We start from the raw sequence: 21,819 nt of genomic DNA, 5'->3' as shown, positions 1-21,819 counted from the left end.
AAGTTCGGTTAGTTCGACTGGACAACGGCTGCCATGTTGCCGCGACCAGCCTGGAGGATGAGCGAATTGTTGTTCATTCCCGACTGAGCAACGAAGGCATGGTTACGAGCCGAACCAGCACCCGTGCCGTTCTGGATCACGCTCGACGCGTTGCTCTCGCCACCCTGTACAATCCAGGCGTTCGAGTAGTCGCCGAACTGGGCAACATTGGACGCGTGCCCCCCTGTGCCACCCTGGAGGATCAGTGCCCCAGAGTTATTGGCCGCCTGGACGATCAGCGAGTTGTTGCCTTCGCTAGACTGTGACGTAACGGCCCAGTTTTCATTGCCAGCCTGGATGGTCACTGCAGTGCTGAACGACGCCGTCTGGGTCGTCACGGCAAAGTTTTCGTTGCCGATCTGAGCGGTGAGGGCGAGGTTCCCGGCGACAATGGTTAGATCAGCCAGATCTTCAAGGCTCCTAACCTCGGTCAGATCAAGATTGCCGGTTTGGCTGGTCAGAGCGAAGTTGCCGTCGCCGACCTGGATGTTGCCAGCAGCGGAGGCAAGAGCTGCGTCCTGACGAACGATGGCACCGTTGTCGTCACCAAACTGCACATTGGCACCAATGGTGCCGACGGTCAGCTCTTGGGAAACCATGCCAAAATTGCCGTCGCCGACCTGGACGTCCAGAGCGAGCGAGGCTGTGGCGCCGGTCTGAGAGTTAACGGCGAAGTTCTCATCGCCGATTTGAACAATACCGGCAGCAGAAGCGGCAGTGGGGATTACAAACGCAGGCGTACTCTCGGCCACCGCATTGGCAACGAGGAGAAGAGGAGAAACAACCGCGTTGACACCCAGCCCCAAAACGCCCTTCGCTACATCATACGCAACCTTGCTGCCATTGCTCAAGGTGGACCTGTTCACAACTTGCCCGTTATCCCGGCGACGGATCACAACTTCGGTGTCAGCCGTGACCTGCATTCCTTCAGCAACGATAACCTTTCCTGTCTGTGAGTTTACTGCCAAATTTTGATTGCCGACCTGAAAGGCAGCAGCCGCGGACGATACAGCAGGAGCGCTGTCGGTACCCGCTGCAACGAACTCGTATGCTACTTCACCCTTCCAATCGGTCCAACGGATATTCCCGGTTGAAACCACCCCCTCCCGTAGGGTGTACGAAACATGTTGCTCTTCACCCTGGACGTTGAATGCGCGGTTGCCGTTACCAACCTGAACGATGCCTGCGAGAACACCCGAGCTCTCGTACTGCTGGAGATTACTGGCGAAGTTGCCCACGCCGAACTGGGCGATCAGGCCGGTAGCGTCGCTGACATCGTCCTGACTGTTGAAGCCCCAGTTAGAGGAACCAACCTGCAGGATGCCCGCCGAACTGCCTGCCGCGTCGTTCTGTGTATTGCCAGCGACATTCATCTCACCGAACTGAGCAATATTGGCTTCTACATCGTTAGACGTCTGCAAATTGCCAGCAAAGTTCGAGACACCAACCTGAAGAATCCCGGCTTCGAGGTTCGCGCCTTCCTGGAAGTTGCCAGCGAAGTTGCCGGCTCCAGCTTGAAGCACCGACGCTGATGCTCCTTCTGCCGAGACCTGACTATTCGCGGCAAAATTGTCGAGGCCAAGCTGGATGATCGACGCATCAAGGCCTTCAACTTCGGCTCCGACATTCTGCTGATTGTTGACGGCAAAATTGTTGGCACCGACCTGTAGAATGGACGCATCGGTGTCGTTGACATTGCTTTGAGCGTTCAAGGCCGCATTGCTGAAACCGAACTGGGCAATGGTCGCGGAGGTCGGATCGACATTATTCTGCGAGTTTGTTCCGTTGTTAGAAGCGCCAACCTGCAGAATAGTTGCGGTTGCCTCGGTCGAGTTGGCGTCCTGGGTATTCCGGCCCGTATTGCCCAGACCGATCTGAGCAATAGTCGCAACACTGTTCTCAACACCGGTTTGCGCGTTGGTGCCGCTGTTGCCAACGCCAATCTGCAAAGTTGCCGCCGTGTTGTTCGTGGGCTCGTTGTCGCCGTCTTGTGTGTTGATCGCCGTGTTAAATGCACCAAACTGGGCAATAGAAGCCTCACTGCCAAATTCGTCCCGCTGAACGTTATCGGCGGTATTAAACGCACCAATTTGAGTGATGTCAGCGGTGTTTCGTTTGTCTGGATCGCTACGTCCGCCCTGCAAAGAGTAGTTGGCCGCGTCGTTCCCGACACCGATTTGCGTGATATCCTTTGTAATATTGGTCCCGCACTCAGACCGGTTATCAGCCGTGTTGGCCACACCAAACTGAGAGATGTTGCTTAGCTGATCAACAGTATCGTCCTGTGTGTTCTTGGCCCGATTGCCAATGCCAAGCTGAGTGATGCTTGCTTCGCTTCCAGCGTTGTAATCTCCACCGTGGAACGTGCCGACCTGCTTGTTTTCAGCCGTGTTGAATGCGCCCGCCTGGAACACGGATGCGTCCAAGTTTGAGCCATCGTCCTGAATATTTTTAGCAGTGTTTTCAATGCCGAGCTGAGCAATACTGGCATTTGAGTAGAAGACCTGTTGCTGCCAATTTTCCGCGTCGTTGTCAGCGCCGACCTGCAGAATGTTGCCAGCGCTGGTGCTGCCGCCGACCTGCGAGTTGGAGGCGTAGTTTTCGCTGCCGAATTGTGCAGCATTTGCAAGATTTTTTGTCCCACCAGCCTGTGTGTTGTGCGCCTCGTTCTCGACGCCCAGCTGGAGAATATTGGCGGAGTTTTGAGAGCCAGGTCCACCGCTCAGCGGACCAGCCGGATTGTAGCCCGAATTCTGGCTATTGGAGGCGATATTGCCCAGGCCTGCCTGGAAAATTTCTGCGCTATCGGCACCACCGTCCGCCTGGGTGTTGATAGCTTCATTCCGAACGCCCAGCTGCGCTATGGCAGCCTGATTTGGCGCACCGTCTGTCTGATTATTTTGGGCGACATTTTCGACACCGGCCTGGAAGATTGAAGCCTCGTTGCCGTGCCCAGTATAGCCACCTCTCACTTGCGTATTGGTCGCGTCGTTGCCGCGTCCAAGTTGAACAATGGTGGCCACTGCATCAGTGGGCGCCGTTTGGGAGTTTGTGGCCTTATTGTCTACGCCAAACTGCGCGATTGACGCTTCGCTATTGGCAGCACCGGCTTGTAAGTTAAACGCTTTATTTTCACTGCCAACTTGTAGGATAGACGCCTCACTATCCACGACCGGGTAGACGTCGGAGACCTTTTGGCTATTCACTCCCAGATTGTCCGAGCCGAGCTGCAACACCATCGCGTCGCTGTTAACCGTGTCAATCTGCGCGTTGAGTGCAAGGTTCTTCGAGCCGCCCTGCATTATGCCCGCATTGGAGCCATTGGCGTCGATTTGGGTGTTGAATGCAATATTGCCTAAAGCGTTGTTATTGCCGTTGACCTGCAAGATGCCAGCGTCGTTGTTAGCACCGCCGATTTGCGTACTGCTCGCAGCATTGGCGTGGCCACCCTGAAAAATTGAGGCCCGTTGAGGACCTGAGCCCGCCTGAACGAAGTTGCCGACGAAATTGCGGTTGCCAAACTGGGCCAGACCCGCGACCTGATCGGAGCCTTGCTGAATGAAGTTACCACCGATGAAGTTTTCGTGGCCGAACTGCATCACACCGAGGGTGTTGCTGCCATCCTGCGCCACACCGGGCTCAGAGAGGTTACTACTCGTCAGCGGCATGAAAACGTTACGAGTACCATATTGATACACAAAGCCGTCGTTGCCCTCGGCATTATTCAGTGCGACCTGCGCAAGGTAGGCAAAGTTACTAAAGTCGCGTTGCGCGACGAAAGCGTTGTTGGACGTAGCGTCCTGCGCCAGAGCACCGGTTGCGCCCAAGGCAACGACTGCCACGCCAGCCATTAATGCATAGCGATTCATTGTCTCTCTCCTTGCCTCCACTTCGTCCCAGGGTGGAAGGCAATCCCCCGATTACCGCTGCCGCTAGTTCGCGGTTAACAGGGCGTTAACTTAGACAGAACGAAATAGTAAGCAAGTAAAAGGAGAGTCTAAAGTTAGTCGGTCAGAATAACTTACTGAACTTAGGTGCGTTTAGGCAACATCCAGTAAGATCTGCCGATGCATAAATCCGCATGGACATGGGCGCCTAAATGACAAAACAACAAGCCAAACGACATCCACTGCCAATCATGCACACGCGCCCATACGAAATGCGTAATTACGGCACTCATAATAAATAGAATCTAGAATCAGGGCCGACCAATTCTCGCGACTTGGTACTGAAAGCTTAGGCGACCAAGAAAAACGTCATATAAACATCCAGAACAGATGTGGCCGCAGCTTGCCGAGCAGCGCTGCAAGTTCTCGGTGCGCGCAATCTTTCGTGCACACGCACCACTCGTAGGCCTGTATGCAAAACCCTTTTCAGCAACAGGCTGCAAGAACAGTCTCGCCAAACTAGGTTCATTAAGCGAGCTGGCATGCCCAGCGGCCATGCCTATCACTAAGGCACGGCACTCGATCACCTACAGGAGCGTTGCAACAATGTGATGGCACAATCGGTCAGACCGAAAATCCGTACACTCCATACCCACCAACCGTCGACGATGGACCATCAGACCTTGGGTCGGCTGTTCGACACCGGTGCGCCCGTCACCGCCCGGACGACTTGCTTGACCTGTCGCAAGAGAATAGCGAGTTCTGTCGACCTGACAGTCGTCTTCGCCTATTTTCGGGCGACTTACTGGCTGCTTGCCAAAATACCGCCAGCTCCGCGCAATCGTGTTCGAAACACGTCGCATTGCAGTTTGGCGCGGACAGTCATCGCATTGTTCGGCATCAGCACCTGTGTCTCAGAAATGGGTTTGCGATTTGAGGAGAGTTCTGGTCTCGTCTGAGTGACGAAAGACCCAGAATGACGACGAAAACAACGAAGACGAAATCATCCGCAGAGCAGGTTGTGAAGGACATTCGCCGCGCGACACGACGACACTTTTCCGCCGAGGACAAGATCCGGATCGTGCTCGACGGATTGCGTGGCGAGGACAGCATTGCTGAGCTGTGCCGACGTGAAGGCATCGCCCAGAGCGTCTATTACTCTTGGTCAAAGGAGTTCATGGAAGCTGGCAAGCGACGTTTGGCTGGTGACACAACTCGTGCCGCCACCAATGATGAGGTTCGGGATTTACGCAGGGAAGCAAGCGCGCTCAAGGAATGCGTTGCGGATCTGACGCTCGAGAACCGCCTGCTTAAAAAAAGCATGATCGGGGATGGGGAGGATATCGAATGAGATATCCAGCCTCAGAAAAGCTCGAGATTATCCGACTGGTTGAGCAATCGCATCTCCCCACCAAACAGACGCTGGACCGGTTGGGTATTCCGCGGCGAACCTTTTATCGTTGGTACGATCGCTACTTGAACGGTGGCCCTGAGGCGCTGGAGGATCAATCCTCGGCACCAAGCCGGGTCTGGAACCGTATCCCGACCGGTATCCAAGACCAAGTCATCGAGATGGCTCTGGAGCACTCCGAGCTGAGCCCGCGCGAACTGGCGGTTCGCTTCACCGATGAGAGGGGCTATTTTATCTCAGAAGCCAGCGTTTACAGGCTTCTCAAGGCCCATGATCTCATCACCAGCCCCGCTTACGTAGTGATCAAGGGGGCCAATGAGTTCCACACCAAGACCAGCCGTCCCAACCAGATGTGGCAGACCGATTTTACCTATTTCAAGATCATCGGCTGGGGCTGGATGTATCTCTCCACGGTGCTGGACGATTACTCCCGCTACATCATTGCCTGGAAACTGTGCACGACCATGCGGGCTCAGGATGTCACCGACACTCTGGACTTAGCATTAGCAGCTTCAGGGTGTGATCAGGCGCATGTGCGGCACCGGCCGCGCTTGCTGAGTGACAATGGCCCCAGCTACATCGCCCAGGATCTAGCCGACTATATCGCAGCCAATGACATGGAGCATGTGCGAGGCGCGCCGCTTCATCCCCAGACACAGGGCAAGATCGAGCGCTGGCACCAGACGCTCAAGAACCGCATTCTACTCGAGAACTACTTCATGCCCGAGGACCTCGAAAGCCAGATCGAGGCCTTCGTTGAGCACTACAATCATAAGCGCTATCACGAAAGCCTCGACAATGTGACACCCGCAGATGCTACTTCGGCAGAGCACCTGCCATCATCAAAAGGCGTGAAAACATCAAGCGCAAAACAATCCAGCATCGACGCTTGATGCACCATAGGCTTGCCGCATAACATCAACCGAACGACGAGCAGTGCTCTCCGCTAATTAAAGCGCAAATCTGAGCCAAAACATCTGACGACGGACAGTCAAAGACCGGCCGATCCACAACATCTGGGAGGCGGCGCCGGTCGGGACCGACGTCATCATGATGCCCCCCCAATCTGCGCAGGGCAGAAGGGGAGCGCCGGTATCGCCGTGAACTCGCGGCCCAGGTCAGTGCCAGCCTGAGCGCCGAGCGCCAGGCCATTTGCCAGGCCGCGGCGATGGATCATGGTATGGCGCCCGTCGGTCTACATTGGACGCGCCTGGCGCGCTTTATCCGCGGGCCCGGCATCGACGGCGCCATCGCCAGCGATGTCGGCAAGGTGCTGGCTTTCGTAGCGCAGGTGGAGGTCTTCATCACCCACCAGTCTGGCTCGCGTCCCAGCATCGAACGCGAGCTGCAGCGCCGGCTCGGCCCGCTGCTGGCCAGCCGCCACGCTCTGCACTGGGCGCCGCTGGTGCTGATGGTGTTCAGCACTCTGCCGTCGATCAAGGCGGCGGTGGACGCTACCACTATGGCGCGTCTCAATGCCCTGCTCACCAGCACGGACAAGGTGCGCCCTCTGCTCCGCCTGTATGCCGGGATGATCGCGGCACTCTACCCCTGGCTCGGGCGCCGGCTGCTGATGAAGGCCCCGAAGTTCGGCCCGAAGATGCGTTTGCAAGCAAGCCGCGCCTAGTCGAAAAGAAGCGAGGCATGGCGTCCCCTCCGAGTTCCAGCCATGCTGGCGGCCACTTACTCCGCTCGCTAGAGCTCGGGTTAAGTGCTCCGCCAAGTGAGTGGCCGCCCAAGGGGCGTCTCTTTTCAATGACCGTAAGGGAGGGGCAGAGAAGAAGGCGAATTAGGACGCGTGGTGGAAAGCCCTTTGTCCTTATCCAGACAACCGAGCACGAGGTTGACGCAGAAACAGGCCGCGTATCATTACCCCCCCAGGGCCTTCGGCGCTGGGGCAACGCCGAAGGCGTCCGCGGCCTGCTTCTGGGTCAAGGCCGCCGCCAGGCTCCCTTCTCCAATGCGCGCGCAGCGCAGCGATCGCAATATTGGTTCCCCGGCCCAGCATTAGCGGGTCGGGTGCAAAGTCAGCGGCATTTGAGGAGGGATGCAGTGGCCGGACTGAGGGCGAACAGTTTATAGAAGTTTGCTCGCAAAAACTTCAGAGAAGCATCGCGAAATAGGTGGCGCTGTCTCCCACTCGCGGTCTCTGACCAAGCTGAATCCTTCCCTTCAAAGTCATCGGTGCTTTCGCCCCGCGCTTCGCGCCTTTCCGGTAGCTGCCTTTTCGGTGGCTGGCGCTATTGCTCGCAAAATCGCCCCGGGTTAAAGGTTGCGACCGAGATGTTAATCTCTGGCAGTCTGGTGGATCTCGGTTGGGGACTTTCATACCAGAATTGTGGACTCTGGAATTTTAGGCCTGGTAGTTTAATGACAACGAGAACTGTATTGGTGACTGGGGGCGCAGGCTTCATTGGCTCTGCAACCATTCGTGAGCTATTAGCTGACCCCGAAATATCAGTCGTTAACATTGATGCACTAACTTACGCCGCCAGCGTCGCTTCTGTAGAAGGCTTGACCTCCACCGGCCGCTACGTGTTCGAACACCATGACATTTGCGACCGCGCTGCCCTTACTCGCATTTTCGAAACCCATTCACCCAGTGCCGTCATGCATCTAGCCGCAGAATCGCATGTCGATCGCTCGATCGATGGACCTCTGGCTTTCATCCAGACTAATCTGGTGGGCACCGCAAACCTGCTAGAGGCAACCCGGTCCTACTGGTCTACATTGGACCCGGAACGGAAATCAGCCTTCAGGTTTCTGCACGTCTCGACCGACGAAGTGTTCGGCGACCTTGAGCCGGGCGACCCTCGCTTTGACGAGGACAGCAGTTACCAACCGAGTTCGCCCTACTCGGCGAGCAAGGCCGGTTCGGACCATCTGGTTCGCGCCTGGCACCGCACCTATGGGCTACCCATCCTCATCACCAACTGCTCGAACAATTACGGGCCACGCCAGCACCCCGAGAAGCTCATTCCGCTAACCATCTCTCGCGCGCTGAACGGCCAGCAGCTTCCTGTCTACGGCGACGGTAAAAATATTCGCGACTGGCTGTATGTCGAAGACCATGCCAGCGCGCTGGTCCGAGTGCTGCGGACTGGTGCGGTCGGGCAGACGTACGCCGTCGGAGCCGAGTGCGAAAGGACCAATATAGACATCGTCAACGCGATCTGCGCCCAGCTTTCACTGCAGGCGCCCCATCGGGCGCCTGCCGATGGCTATGCAAGCCTGATTCACTTCGTTCGCGACCGTCCCGGGCACGATAGGCGCTATGCGATTGATCCCAGCAAGATATGCTCTGAACTCGGGTGGCATCCGAAGGAGACCTTCGAGACCGGCTTGGCAATGACGGTTCGCTGGTACATCGACAATCTGGACTGGTGTGCTACGATTCAGGCGGGCATTGTTGGTGCGGACCAAAACGCGAGAGTGGCAAAGTGAAGGGTATCGTACTGGCCGGCGGTGCCGGCAGCAGGTTGTTGCCCCTGACGCAGGGGACATCCAAGCAACTCCTGCCGATCTACGACAAGCCGATGATCTATTATCCGCTGTCGGTCCTGATGCTGGCAGGCATCCAGGATATCATGATCATCACCACGCCAGAGGACGCAACCTCTTTCCACCGTTTGCTCGGCGACGGTAGCCGCTTCGGCCTAAACTTGGTCTATGCCCAACAGCCATCTCCCGACGGATTGGCTCAGGCCTTTATCATCGGCGAGGAATTCATCGGCAATGACTCGGTCTGCCTGATTCTGGGCGATAACATCTTTCATGGTGAGGGTCTCACCGCCAAGGTCACTAATGCCAGCGCTCTAACTTCGGGCGCCGTGGTGTTCGGCTATTCTGTAAAGGACCCGGAGCGGTTTGGCGTTGTAGAATTCGACCAAAACCAGCGCGCCGTATCCATCGAGGAAAAGCCCGCCGAACCGAAATCAAACTTCGCCGTGACCGGCCTTTATTTTTACGACAACTCGGTCGTCGAGATCGCCAAGTCGATCAAGCCATCGGCGCGTGGCGAACTTGAGATAACCACGGTCAACCAGATCTATATTGAGCAAAACCGGCTTGAAGTAGAACTGCTCGGGCGGGGCTATGCCTGGCTCGATACCGGCACCGTAGAAAGCCTGATCGAGGCTGGGACCTTCGTCCAGACGATCCAGCACCGTCAGGGCTATAAGATAGCCTGCCTCGAAGAAATCGCCTTCAACAAAGGCTGGATCTCGGCCGAGCAGATGCGCAGGTCGGCGCTTGTAATGAAGAACAATGACTATGGCCAGTACATGTTGAGTTTGGTTGGCGGCTTCGCGGTCTGACATGGCTTATTTGTCCGAGCAACAGGTTCTTGGGCTAGGGCTGAAGAGTGTCGGCACCGGCGTGCTGATCAGCGACAAGGCCTGCATCTACAATCCTGAAAAGATTTCTATCGGCAACCACAGCCGGGTCGACGATTTCTGCGTCATCTCAGGACTTGTCACGATTGGCGACTATTCCCACATCACAGCCATGTGCTTAATTGCCGGTGGCATACCGGGTGTGTTCCTCGATCACTTCTGCACCCTGGCCTATGGCGTGAAGATTTTCGCCCAGTCCGATGACTACAGCGGCGAAACCATGGTCAACTCCATGGTTGACCGTGAGTTTAAGAGGGAGATTTTTCTGCCCGTGCATGCGGGGCGTCAAGTCATCATGGGCGCCGGCTCGACTGTGCTGCCCGGCGTGAAGCTCGCCGAAGGGACGGCACTGGGAGCCATGTCCCTTGTCAACAAGAGCACCACGCCTTGGGGCATCTACGCTGGCGTCCCCGCCCGGCGGCTGAAAGACCGAAAAAAGGACCTGCTCATGCTGGAACAAAAATACCTTGAACAACAGAGGAACCGGCTTTGAAAGTTCCCTTCAACAAAATTTATCTGACGGGCAGGGAAATGGATTATCTCGCCGCTTCCGTTTCTGCAGGCAAGCTATCCGGCGACGGTCCATTCACGGCGAAATGCCAGGCGCTGCTCGTCGATCGCTACGCGTTCAAAAAGGTCTTGCTGACCACTTCATGCACGGATGCGCTTGAGCTTTCTGCCCTTTTGCTGGGAATAGCTCCAGGTGACGAGGTCATCGTCCCATCCTATACCTTCGTTTCATCCGCCAATGCTTTTGCGCTACGCGGTGCCAAACTGGTCTTTGCCGATTCGGGCGCCGACAATCCCAATGTGGATCCCGACGACATTGCTCGGCTGATCACGCCGCGAACCCGCGCCATTGTCGTCGTGCACTATGCCGGCACAGCCTGCGACATGGATGCCATTATGGCACTGGCAAACGCGCATACCATTCCAGTAGTTGAAGACGCCGCTCAAGCCATCGACTCCTATTTCAAGGGCCGGCCGCTGGGCAGTATCGGCCAGTTTGGATGTTTCTCATTCCACGAGACCAAAAACATTGTGTCCGGGGAGGGGGGCGCCATTATCATCAACAACGTTGATGACTTCAAACGCGCCGAAATCATCCGTGAAAAGGGCACCAACCGTTCGGAATTCATTCGCGGCGAAGTCGACAAATACGGCTGGGTAGAAGTCGGCTCATCCTTTCTTCCCTCCGAACTGATCGCCGCCTACTTGTTGGCACAACTCGAGAATGTCGATGCGATCCAGGGCAAGCGCATCAGTGCCTGGAACCATTATTATGACAGGTTCTCCGCCGCAGAGACGCTCCACGGAGTCGCCCTGCCCCATATTCCGCATTGGGCCACCAACAATGCCCACATGTTCTACTTGGTCTGTAGGAGCGAAGACGAACGTACGGATTTGATGCAGCATCTCAAGGCCCAGGGCATTCAGTCGGCAACGCATTATCTGTCGCTTGAAGTGAGCCGCTACTTCTCATCGCTGCACACCAGACAGGCCCTGACCAACAGCCAACGCTATACAGATCGCCTGCTCAGGTTGCCCCTCTTCGCAGGAATGACAGCGGTAGAAACCGAATACGTCACCGATCACGTCATAAAGTTCTATGACGCCAGGCGCTAGGTTCCCGGCAGGGAACAGTATAGTCGCGCGTCTGCTTCGGGCGGGAGCTGCGACGCTGGTCATCATGTCCTCGCATGGCCTGCGAATGCTCCTCAGCCTTGTCATCATCAAGGCCATCGCAGTGCATCTGGGTACGGCTGGGCTCGGACAGCTTGGCAACTTCATGAGCATTACTAGCGCCATGGCCATATTGGCCGGCGGCGGCATTGCCAATGGCGTGACCAAGTTCGTTGCCGAGTTCAGCGATGACAAAGCGCGCCTCAACAGCTTCCTGCGCGCCGCAAGCGTCTATGGCCTCGCCTTTGCGACGATCATCCTGCTGGCCAGCGTCGTCCTTGCCGTCCCATTGGCCGGACTGATCTTCGGCTCACCGGATTACTGGTGGCTCGTGCCGATCATAGGCTTCCTCCAGATTGCCGGCTCGCTTGGCGTTATCGCGGTAGGAATCGCTAACGGCCTGCGCCGGATTGACCTGCTCGGCGTAATCACCATCCCCACCTATTTGGTGATGATGCCGATTGCCTTCGGGCTCGTGGCTAATTTCGGACTTCCCGGCGCCGCACTGTCACTAGGGCTTTCGGTGACGGCAACGGGCATCCCCGCACTGTTTGTCCTGCACAGGCAGGGCGTCTTTGTCCAAATCCTTGGGACCAAATCCACCGCTGCGGACTTCTCCAATCTAGCGAAATACAGCTTGATGCTCTTGGCTTCGGCCGTTGCTTTTCCGGTGGCGGAAACAATGCTTCGTGCAAAAGTCACCGAGACCATGGGTATTGAAACGGCCGGCCTGTGGCAGGCGCTTACGCGACTCTCGTCCGCCTATCTCGGATTTTTCAACGTCTATCTGGCGGCCCGCTATCTGCCCCTGCTCGCGCGCACTTATGGCTCCGGAATAGCCAAAGTCATGCTACGCCAATTGGCGGTATCCCTACCGGCTTTTTTGTTGTTTTGCGTCGCACTGTTTCTGTTACGCGATATGGTGTTGCAGGCGCTGCTCTCGGAGGAATTCCTACCACTTTCCGATATCTTGGCATTTCAGCTTGTTGGCGACGGCTTTAGATTAGCATCCTACATAGTTGGCTTTCTGTTTGTGGCAAAAGGTAAGTCTCGCCTCTATATTACCGCTGAAATTGTGCAGATGGCTCTATGGGTCGTTTCTGGCTATATTGCCGTTGCAACTCGAACAGACTTGCACACACTCAGCGGGTTTTACGCCACAGCGTATTTTGTCTATTTCTTTTTCATTTGCGGGACAGCATTTTTGAACCGGAGCCAACTCCAGTGATATTTATCGCGAACGTGCTATCTATGAATGGCGGCACCACCTTCCTGACGCGAATCTGCCGCCGTATGCATACCCTAGGGAAACGCCCGGCTGTTCTCGTGATGTTTGACGATATGGATCAAGAACTGCACGAGGAGCTCAAGAAGCATGCCACAGTCTTCTATCTCTGGAAATATGTCCCAAGTTTCGGCAAAGTCCTGCCTTCGCGACTACAGACCTTTGGACCGATCAAATGGCGCAAGCTCCTTGCCGATCTAGATCAGTACTCCGAGCATGTCCATGTGATGGGCGTATTTGGCCTAATGTTCGCCTATAGACTATTTGGCAAGGTCGTCAGGACCCCGACTCTCAGCGTGGGGGTCTATCACCAGAACGAATTTCTCTATGACTCTAAGGGACGCCTCTTCCCTAGAGAAGCGCAGCGCATTTTCCGAGATGTGCCAAGCAGGAACATTGTGTTTTTCAACGAAAGCACCAAGGAAAACTACGAGCGTTTTTTTTCAAAAGACTATTCGGAAGCTGCGGTCGTCCCGATTGGTATCGATATACAAAACCACACGCCGTCGGCCAGACGCAAACCATTCCGAATTGTTTCGGTTGGCAATCTGGTCGACTTCAAGACCTACAATGAGCACGTTATAAGGATCGTAGCTTCTCTACGCGTCCAATTTCCGGACATTTCCTACCACATATACGGCACCGGCCAGACTCATGATCGGCTAGAAAGCCTTATCCGCGAGCTTGATGTGAGCAAACAGGTTCAAATCAAGGGACTGATACCTTATGCAGAGTTCAATGATGTCGTGGGGGAGGCGTCGGTTTTTGTTGGCAGCGGGACGGCGCTGCTCGAGGCGGCGTCGCTAGGCATCCCCGCGCTGATCGGCATAGAATCCATCGCACAGCCGCAAACATATGGATTTCTATGCGATGTTCCTGGGCTGTCCTACAACGAATATATTGACGAATATAACAAATTAGAGATGCAAATGTGCATCGCGCAAGTACTAAGTGACTTTAATTTGGCAAATGAGATTGGTAACAAATGCAAAGCCAAGGCAAAGAGATTTTCTATTGATGAGACTGTTTCCGGGATTATGCGCTTATCAGGCCGTGATTTCATCCCGCCTCGAATAAAATCTATGAAGCTATGGTTGCTGGCCTTCTTCCTTATTGAAACGGCCATTCTGGAAAAAACTCAAAAGGAACCATCTTTTGGTGATAGAAGAAACCAGTCATTCTCAGCGCACTCTCAACGGTGACTGCGTCCTATTCGCACTGCTGACTGTTCCATTTCTTCCCTATTTTCCATATGGATTTAGGGCAGAGCATATTTTGGCGATTCTTTTTTCAGTATTTTCGCTAAGATACATATGGCAAACAAAAAAACCATCTCGCACTACCCTAATTCCAGTGGCCAGCCTCGCAGGTGGCGTGGTGGCGACAGTTATCTCTTCGTCGATGTTCAGTACGGCGGGTGCGGAAGCGGGCATTGTAAATATGTTCGTTCGGATATTTCTGGCTCCGTTACTTTTTTTGTCCTTTGTTTTCATTATTTCTAGGGAAGACATAAAGCTGACGCGCTTAGCAGACGCTGTAGCCACGACGTCAGCGATCATAGGAGGAATATCGGTACTCAGTATTTTTTCGCCTGTAGCTCATTTTCTGCATCCGTTCGTCATGGAGGACGGTGTTTGGGGCGCTAGCCGAGCAGTCGGACGTCAGCCCGGTATTTTCAATCAACCGTTGGAGGCCGGATTATTTTTTGGAATAACAGCAATTATCTTTGTTTATAAATTTAGGGAACGAAATCAAAATATAACGATCGCATCATTGTTTCTCGTTGTTTCTTTAATTGGAGGAAGTGTTTCTCTTTCCAAAACTTTTGTACTTGGCGTTGGATTGGCGATGATTTATGCATTTTTTGCTAGGCGATGGCTGGCCCTTCTAATTCTCAGTTCGTCTGCGATCTGGATTGGTGCATCGTCTTTATTTTTGAATCCCTCAGGCTCGTACTTCAAGTCGTTGCTGGCGCTATTGAACGCTGGCGGGCCAATAGCTGCCGTTTCAGCGGGCCGCTTTGGTGTTGAACAAGCAGGCAATTCCGAGATGGCGGCTGAGTTGGCTAGTGCTGGCTGGAGCAACGTTTTGTTGGGCTTTGGATTAGGTTCAAAAATGCCGCTTGACAGCGGATTCTTGGAGTATGCCTATCAAGGTGGACTTCTTGCCCTAGCGGGATATTTGCTGTTTTTTGCTTTCTTTATTTGGATTTCTTTTCGCCATCTCACTGGGGAGGCGAGGTTTCTCAGTCTATTTCTTATTGCGTTCTCTGTGTTGGCCTCGGTTGGAGGGCCGACGATAACAGCCAATAGAGCTGGATATGTCTTGATTTTAGTCTTGGTTGGCCTCCTGGTTGCGGCCTTTAGAAACCCGCCGGATCGGCCAATCGCACTCAGAATTTCTGCTGCAAATTCGACCGACAGTTAGGGCGCATTCGGAACAAGCCGAGTTAGGCCTGCACAGCCGTTATCAGCCCCTTCGGCATCTCGACACCAGCAATGGATTGCATATTGGTGTTGTTGAGATGCGCGTAGATTGCGTACCGCAAAATTAGCTGGACACCCGCAAAAACCCTCGCACCTTTGGTGCAGTCATGATTCACTGATGGTGCCCGATCATGGAGCGTCATCATGGACCAGCATTCGCTTTTCAGCCTGAACGATCACCTTGAAGCTTTGAGCCAGCATCGCGATCCACTCGAGGTTTTGGGGCAGACGGTGGATTTTTGAGTATTTCCGGTCCTGGCTGGTTGAGGGTCTGAGATATAGCGATGGCAGCAAGGGTGGCCGGCCGCCATTCGATCCAGTGGCCATGTTCAAGATCCTGCTCCTGCAGGCCCAGCACAATCTCTCCGATGCCCGCACCGAGTTCATGGTCCGTGATCGCCTGAGTTGGATGCGCTTCCTGGGGTTCTCGCTTGGCGATCGTACGCCCGATGAGAACACCATTCGTCATTTCCGCAACCGCATGACCGAGACCGGCACGCTCAAGCGGGTGATGAAGGCCTTCGACTGGCAATTGCACAAGAAGGGCTACATTCCGATGTCGGGCCAGATCATTGATGCCTCACTGGTCCCTGCGCCCAAGCAGCGCAATACCGACGGTGAGCGGGAGGCCATCAAGGCTGGCAAGTCGGCTCAGGAGATATGGCCAGACGAACCAGCCAAAGCGGCACAGAAGGATACCGATACGCGCTGGACCCTCAAGATCGGCGGCAAGGTGCGATACCGGTCAGACGGCAAGCCGCTGCCCATGATTGCCACCGCGGTGTTCGGCTACAGAAGCCATATCAGCATCGACCGGCGCTATGGCTTCATTCGCGCCGCGGCGGTGACTTCGGCTTCCCATCCCGATGGCCGGATGCTGCGCCAGGTCATTGATCGGGAAAACACCGGCAGCGAGGTCTGGGCCGACAGCGCCTACCGGTCGCAGAGCAACGAGGCCTGGCTGGGGGATAGCATGCTGACCAGCCGGATCCATCGGCGCAAGCCCAAGGGCAAGGGCAAGGCGATGCCGATCGCCACAGCGCGGGCCAATGCCGTCAAATCATCGATCCGGGCCAAGGTCGAGCATGTCTTCGCGCATCAGAAGACCCGGTTCGGTCTGTTCAGCCGCACCATCGGCATTGCCCGGGCCGAGGCGAACCTGACGCTGGCCAATCTGGCCTACAACTTCGACCGCCTTGTCTTCCACGAGAAGCGCGCGGTCACGCCATGTGTCTGCCCGGAAACGGGAAAAACGCCCTTTCCGGGCACCGCAGAAGGTCAAACACGGGCCGAAAATCGACCAAACGCTGACATCGGCCGACCGTCACCGTGGAGGCATACTCAACGACCCAGTTTTTGCGGGTGTCCAGCTAGAAGTTGGCCGGTGCTATTGCGGTGTAAGCTAGGTTTGAGAGTATGTGCTCAAGCTGGCTGATAAGCGTGGATCGATCGAAATTTGCCTCGCTATATGCTAACCCAGCCCGTCCCATAACGGCACGCTCGGTCTCGGTGGCCGTCAACATTTGTGTTATTGCATTAGACAGACCCAGAGCGTCGCCAGCAGCAACAGCAATGCCGGCGCCGGACTCTGCAACGACGTTTGCGCCCTCACCATTCAGCATTGCCAGTACTGGCCGTCCAGCCATCAGATAGGACTGGACCTTTCCTGGAATTGTCAGTGCAAAGACCGGCTCATCGCGCAGGCAGACTAAAAGCGCATCGGCATGCGCCATGAATGAAGACATGCGCTCGAGCGGGAAGCGCCCCAACATCATCACTTGCGCGCTCAGGCCAAGCCTGATCACTTCTGAACGCAGCCAGTCCGACCGGCGGCCGTCCCCGATAATGACCCAGCGCACCGGTTTATCGCGCAGTAGCACGGCGGCTGCTAGCACGGCCTCAAAGCCCTGTGCCTCGCCCACGTTGCCGGTGAAAAGCACAGTAAAAAGATCGGGACGGCTTGCGATTTCGGCGGCCGGCTGAACGGAGTCCACCTGCTCCGCGGGCTCGGCCCAAGAGGGAAAATAGATGATCTTGGCGTGGTCGCGCTCTCTCACTTGGCTCTGGATGGTGCGGATAAAGCTCCGGGATTGCGCCAGAATCGCGTCGCAATGCCGATAGATCATTCGGACTAGGCTATCTACCGACCCCAACACGAGGGGAGAGCGGACCGCGCCAACGGCTTGCAGCGTCTGTGGCCACAGATCGAGCACCCACAGAGCCATGGGTGCGCGCTTGATCCATTTCAGCACGATGGCCGGTATGCCGATGGTGATTGGCGACGGCTCGAAGGCGAAGACCGCGTCGAACGGGCGGCCCCGCAGCTTGAAAGCACCGATGACCGAGGCCGACAGGGCAAAGGTCAGATAATTGAGCATCAGTTGAACCCCGCGGCCGCCGCGTAGCACATGGGGAACGCGCACGACATCGGCGCCACCATAGCGGTCGAAGTCTTCCGGCTGTCTGGCGAATGCGGCATCGAGCGTGCCGCTCGGATAGTTCGGCTGGCCGGTCAGCACGGTCACCTCATGTCCGCGCGCCACCAGTTCAACGACCAGATCGTTGATACGAAAGCTTTCCGGCCAGAAATACTGCGAGACGACGAGGATCCGCATGATCAGGGATCCTGCTTCCAGACGGTGCGCATGACATAGTCGCGATAGCTGTGGATGATCCGCACCACTTTATCGGACACATTGGGCATCGAATAATCCGCCACCGGCCGCAAGGTGCGTTCAGTGCCGCGCTTCTGGGTATCAAGCAGGGAGAGTGCCTGCAGCACGCGCGCCAGATCGAGCCCGGTCAGCATGACCGACGCCTCTTCCATGCCCTCGGGCCGCTCATGGGCCTCGCGCAGGTTGATCGCCGGGAAATTGAGGATTGACGATTCCTCGGTGATAGTGCCGCTATCGGACAGCACGACGCGCGCATTCATCTGCAGATTGACATAGTCGAAAAAGCCGAGCGGCTTGAGCAGCTGCACCTCGGGATGGAAGCTGACGCCGGCGGCCTCGATCCGCTTCTTGGTGCGCGGATGGGTTGAGACGATCACTGGCTGGTCGAACTGCTCGGCGACGCCATTGAGCACCGCCACCAGCTTGGTGAAATTGACCTCGGAATCGACATTCTCCTCGCGATGTGCGCTGACCACGGTGTAGGCACCGTCGGTCAGGCCAAGGCGCTGACGCACGTCTGACTCTTGAATTGCCGCGCTATAGTGATTGATCACCTCGAACATGGGCGAGCCGGTCTTGATCACCCGGTCGGGCGGCAGGCCCTCGCGCAGCAGATATTCGCGCGCAATGTCGGAATAGGTCAGGTTGATATCGGCGGTATGATCGACGATGCGCCGGTTGATCTCCTCGGGGACACGCATGTCAAAGCAGCGATTGCCCGCCTCCATGTGGAAGATCGGCACCTTGCGGCGCTTGGCCGGAATGACGGCGAGGCAACTGTTTGTATCGCCCAGCACAAGCAGCGCTTCCGGCTTGTGTTTGGCGAGCACAATGTCAAACCCGCCGATGATATTTCCGATGGTCTGCGCAGCCGTATCGCCGGCCGCATCGAGGAAAATGTCCGGACGGCGCACGCCCAGATCGTTGAAGAATATCTCGTTGAGTTCGTAGTCGTAATTCTGGCCGGTGTGCACCAGCAGGTGTTCGCAATGCTCGTCCAGCGCCGAGAGCACGCGCGACAGGCGGATGATTTCCGGCCGCGTGCCGACGACGGTCATGACCTTTAGGCGCGTCGTCATGTGGTCAGTACCTTTGCAGCTATCGTATCGGGCTTGTCGCGGTCAAAGACCTCGTTGGCCCACAGCATCACCACCATGGTGTCATCGCCGATATTCGTAATGTCGTGCGACCAGCCCGGCACCGTCTCGACCACCCTCGGCGTGGCATCGGAGGTTTCGAGAACGAAGGTCTCGTCGGTCAGGATGTGGCGGAAGCCGAAGCGGGCCCGGCCTTTGACCACGAGGAATTTCTCGGTCTTGGAATGGTGGTAGTGCCCGCCCCTTGTGATGCCAGGATGGGCCGTGAAAAAGGAAAACTGGCCGGCATCCGGCGTGCGCAGCATTTCGGCAAAGCTGCCGCGCGGATCGCTATGGGCGACCAGGTCATAGGCGAAGTCCGCCGGGTGGAGACAGCTCAGATAGGTCGCGTGCAGCGCCCGCGGCAGGCCGGTGCCGACGGGCCCGGTCATCAGCGAGGCCCGGCTGTCCTTGAAACTCTGGATGCGCTCGGCCAGTTCACCCAGTGTGATAGAATAGACCGGCTGCACCGCAATGGCTTCGTCCGGCGCGTCGCCTGCCACGAAGGCCAGCAGGGCCGTAGCCACCTCATCCACATAGACCAGCTTCAACTGCGCTGCGGGATCGCTGATGCTGATCGGCAGGCCGCGCGCGATATTGTGGCAGAAGGTGGCAACCACCGAATTGTAATTGGGCCGGCACCATTTGCCGAACACATTGGGCAGGCGCCAGATGTGCACTGCCGAACCCGACGCGGTGCCGAACGCGCGCAGCGCATCCTCGGCCGCGCGCTTGCTGCGGCCATAGGGATTGTCGAATTCGGCCTGGGTCGAGGAGGCATAGACCAGGGGCATCGTCTGCCCGGTTGCGGTCAAAGCCTCGATTAGGCGCTGCGTCATACCAATATTGCCTCTGTCGAACTCGGCCTCGTTCTGCGGCCGGTTGACGCCGGCGAGGTGGATGACGCGCTCCACCCCGTCCATCAAGGCGGCAAGGCCGGCCGCATCCGCATCATGCGGCAAGGCAACGGGGTCATGCCCCGCCTCGCGCAGCCGAACCATGACATTCTTGCCGATGAAGCCATTGGCTCCGGTAACGCCAACCCTGGTCATCAATCCTCCAGACTGGGCGCACGGCCAGCCACCAGGTCGCGCATGAAATCGAGCTTCATCAGCAGTTCGCCCATGCCGGCGACGTCGAGGCGGTGGGTGTTGTGCGAATTATAGTCCTCGGCGCGCGAAATGGTCGTTTCGCCCTGCTCGACATATTTGGCGTAGTTCAGATCGCGCAGGTCGGGCGGGACGCGGTAATAGTCGCCCATATCCACGGCATTGACCATTTCCTCGCGGCTCAGCAGCGTCTCGTAGAGCTTTTCGCCGTGCCGCGTGCCGATCACCTCGATCGGATGATCGGGCACGTGCAGCGCCTGGCACATGGCCTCAGCCAGCGTGCCGATCGTCGCGGCGGGCGCCTTCTGCACGAAGATGTCGCCATTGCTGCCATGGGCGAAGGCGAACATCACAAGGTCCACAGCATCGCCCAGCGTCATCATGAAGCGCGTCATTTTCGGATCGGTCAGCGTCAGCGACTTGCCGCTAGCAATCTGCTGGGCCAACAGGGGAATGACCGAGCCGCGTGAGGCCATGACATTGCCATAGCGCGTGCCGCAGATCACCGTATCGGTGCCGACCAAGTCGCGAGACTTGGCGACCATGACCTTTTCCATCAGCGCCTTGGAAATCCCCATGGCATTGATCGGATAGACGGCCTTGTCGGTGGACAGGCAGACGACGCGGCCGACACGGTTCTGGATCGCCGCCTCGAGCACGTTTTCGGTGCCCATCACATTGGTCTTGACCGCTTCCATGGGATGGAATTCGCATGACGGCACCTGCTTTAGCGCCGCCGCGTGGAAGATGTAGTCGACCCCGCGCGTCGCCGACAGCACGCTGGTGTAGTCGCGCACGTCCCCGATGTAGAATTTTAGCTTGTCGCTCGCAAACTTCTTGCGCTGGTCGTCCTGCTTCTTCTCGTCGCGGCTGAACACCCGGATCTCGCGGATGCCGGTATCAAGCATCTGGCGCAGCACAGTGGTGCCGAACGATCCGGTGCCACCAGTTATGAGAAGCGTTTTTCCCTCGAACATGCTTGTTTTAATTCCATGGTTTGAGGCGACCAAGATCGCTGCGGCGGCTGTAAAGTCATTGCTTGGGCACCAAGCGCTGAGAGCCACCTTCTAGGTCGGAATGGATAGTCGACTAAGTACGGCCAGACAAGCACTTGAATAAGCCCAGGTTGTCAATTCTCTAAATCGAGGGCATGAACGTCCCTTGTTTAGTCTGCAGCACCTCTCGCGAGCCCACAGCGCTTTTGGGGGGCGGGACTACAACGCAACCCAGACTGTCAACAGCGCGGGATCAGCAGACCACGTATATGTCCAAAACACCCCTCGAGGTCAACAAAGCTGAACGACGATTTATCAGCGACGGCCCGAAAGCCAAACGGCAAGGCTGAGGATTACTGCTATCCCTGCGACGCGCCAGCACAGCTGTTCCTCGCTTGGCCGAGGCCAGAGAAAAGCCATTTCAGTGCGAGGCGGAGGTAACCGCCGATGGCGCCTCTGTGCTCGTTAGGACATGCATGCGGCGGTCTAGTCTACTATGATGCTCCGGAGCTGAAAAAGCGCGTGCGTCATCCGAAGTACCATATTGTGACTTCACCCGCACTCCAGGCTCAAGTTCCTCTCACCCGGGAGTTCCTATGCCTAAGGCCCGTCGCCCAACTGGCGACGTACGGCGAAAGGGGATCCACTCCATGCCTCCGGGACCAAAGACAAATGCGATACAATTATATTGACCCAACGGCGGTTTCATGAGAACGCAG

At 56.5% G+C, this 21,819-nt stretch carries 14 protein-coding genes and 2 pseudogenes; 10 read left to right on the top strand and 6 right to left on the bottom strand.

Annotated features, from left to right (window positions below):
* Nucleotides 1–8: 8 nt before the first annotated feature.
* Entirely contained in the window at nucleotides 9–3,908 is a 3,900-nt protein-coding gene (locus H4N61_RS01015; RefSeq protein WP_182394755.1) for a hypothetical protein, read from the bottom strand.
* A gap of 994 nt (nucleotides 3,909–4,902) precedes the next feature.
* Between H4N61_RS01015 and H4N61_RS01010 the strand changes: the two are divergent.
* Nucleotides 4,903–6,253, top strand: a pseudogene (locus H4N61_RS01010) (IS3 family transposase).
* A gap of 132 nt (nucleotides 6,254–6,385) precedes the next feature.
* Here the strand turns inward: H4N61_RS01010 and H4N61_RS18430 are convergent.
* The gene (locus H4N61_RS18430) at nucleotides 6,386–6,514 is read right to left on the bottom strand and encodes a hypothetical protein (protein ID WP_282567610.1); all 129 of its coding nucleotides are present in this window, start codon (nucleotides 6,512–6,514) and stop codon (nucleotides 6,386–6,388) included.
* 3 nt (nucleotides 6,515–6,517) lie between these two features.
* Between H4N61_RS18430 and H4N61_RS01005 the strand changes: the two genes are divergently transcribed.
* The 9 genes and pseudogenes from H4N61_RS01005 to H4N61_RS00965 form a co-directional block, all read left to right on the top strand.
* Nucleotides 6,518–6,964 (top strand): hypothetical protein, encoded by a 447-nt coding sequence (locus H4N61_RS01005; RefSeq protein ID WP_182394754.1) that lies wholly within the window; start codon nucleotides 6,518–6,520, stop codon nucleotides 6,962–6,964.
* Nucleotides 6,965–7,707: 743 nt separating this feature from the next.
* The gene (rfbB, locus tag H4N61_RS01000; protein WP_182394753.1) at nucleotides 7,708–8,781 is read left to right on the top strand and encodes a dTDP-glucose 4,6-dehydratase; all 1,074 of its coding nucleotides are present in this window, start codon (nucleotides 7,708–7,710) and stop codon (nucleotides 8,779–8,781) included.
* Nucleotides 8,778–9,653: a glucose-1-phosphate thymidylyltransferase RfbA gene (gene rfbA, locus H4N61_RS00995; protein WP_182394752.1), complete on the top strand. Its 876-nt coding sequence runs from the start codon at nucleotides 8,778–8,780 to the stop codon at nucleotides 9,651–9,653. Before rfbB ends, rfbA begins: the two co-directional genes overlap by 4 nt.
* A 1-nt stretch (nucleotide 9,654) precedes the next feature.
* Nucleotides 9,655–10,224 (top strand): acyltransferase, encoded by a 570-nt coding sequence (locus tag H4N61_RS00990; RefSeq protein WP_182394751.1) that lies wholly within the window; start codon nucleotides 9,655–9,657, stop codon nucleotides 10,222–10,224.
* On the top strand, nucleotides 10,221–11,357 hold the full coding sequence (gene rffA / locus H4N61_RS00985; protein ID WP_182394750.1) for a dTDP-4-amino-4,6-dideoxygalactose transaminase: 1,137 nt from the start codon (nucleotides 10,221–10,223) through the stop codon (nucleotides 11,355–11,357). The genes H4N61_RS00990 and rffA overlap by 4 nt, the downstream gene beginning before the upstream one ends.
* Nucleotides 11,341–12,642, top strand: coding sequence for an O-antigen translocase (locus H4N61_RS00980; RefSeq protein ID WP_349236472.1), 1,302 nt, complete (start codon nucleotides 11,341–11,343; stop codon nucleotides 12,640–12,642). Before rffA ends, H4N61_RS00980 begins: the two co-directional genes overlap by 17 nt.
* 23 nt (nucleotides 12,643–12,665) lie before the next feature.
* Nucleotides 12,666–13,901, top strand: a complete 1,236-nt coding sequence (locus tag H4N61_RS00975) for a glycosyltransferase family 4 protein (protein WP_182394748.1) — start codon at nucleotides 12,666–12,668, stop codon at nucleotides 13,899–13,901.
* Nucleotides 13,858–15,126 carry a hypothetical protein gene (locus tag H4N61_RS00970; RefSeq protein ID WP_182394747.1) on the top strand — a complete coding sequence of 423 codons (1,269 nt, stop codon included), beginning with the start codon at nucleotides 13,858–13,860 and terminating at the stop codon, nucleotides 15,124–15,126. Before H4N61_RS00975 ends, H4N61_RS00970 begins: the two co-directional genes overlap by 44 nt.
* A 203-nt stretch (nucleotides 15,127–15,329) precedes the next feature.
* Nucleotides 15,330–16,404: pseudogene (locus tag H4N61_RS00965) on the top strand (IS5 family transposase); the annotation flags it as partial.
* Nucleotides 16,405–16,555: 151 nt separating this feature from the next.
* On the opposite strand, the gene H4N61_RS00960 reads toward H4N61_RS00965, so the two are convergent.
* Genes H4N61_RS00960 through H4N61_RS00945 form a run of 4 tightly spaced genes read right to left on the bottom strand, consistent with a single transcriptional unit; the run spans nucleotide 16,556 to nucleotide 21,082 of the window.
* Entirely contained in the window at nucleotides 16,556–17,800 is a 1,245-nt protein-coding gene (locus H4N61_RS00960) for a glycosyltransferase family 4 protein (RefSeq protein ID WP_182394746.1), read from the bottom strand.
* A gap of 2 nt (nucleotides 17,801–17,802) precedes the next feature.
* Complete coding sequence (gene wecB / locus H4N61_RS00955) at nucleotides 17,803–18,939, bottom strand: UDP-N-acetylglucosamine 2-epimerase (non-hydrolyzing) (protein WP_182394745.1); 1,137 nt, start codon at nucleotides 18,937–18,939, stop codon at nucleotides 17,803–17,805.
* Entirely contained in the window at nucleotides 18,936–20,048 is a 1,113-nt protein-coding gene (locus tag H4N61_RS00950) for an NAD-dependent epimerase/dehydratase family protein (RefSeq protein WP_182394744.1), read from the bottom strand. Before H4N61_RS00950 ends, wecB begins: the two co-directional genes overlap by 4 nt.
* Nucleotides 20,048–21,082, bottom strand: a complete 1,035-nt coding sequence (locus H4N61_RS00945) for a polysaccharide biosynthesis protein (RefSeq protein ID WP_182394743.1) — start codon at nucleotides 21,080–21,082, stop codon at nucleotides 20,048–20,050. Before H4N61_RS00945 ends, H4N61_RS00950 begins: the two co-directional genes overlap by 1 nt.
* Between the last annotated feature and the right edge of the window lie 737 nt (nucleotides 21,083–21,819).

Origin of the sequence: Devosia sp. MC521 (assembly GCF_014127105.1) — a bacterium.
In the GTDB taxonomy this organism is placed as follows: domain Bacteria; phylum Pseudomonadota; class Alphaproteobacteria; order Rhizobiales; family Devosiaceae; genus Devosia.
The sequence above is the reverse complement of the archived record's forward strand: the minus strand, read 5'-3'. Positions and strand labels throughout refer to the sequence as shown.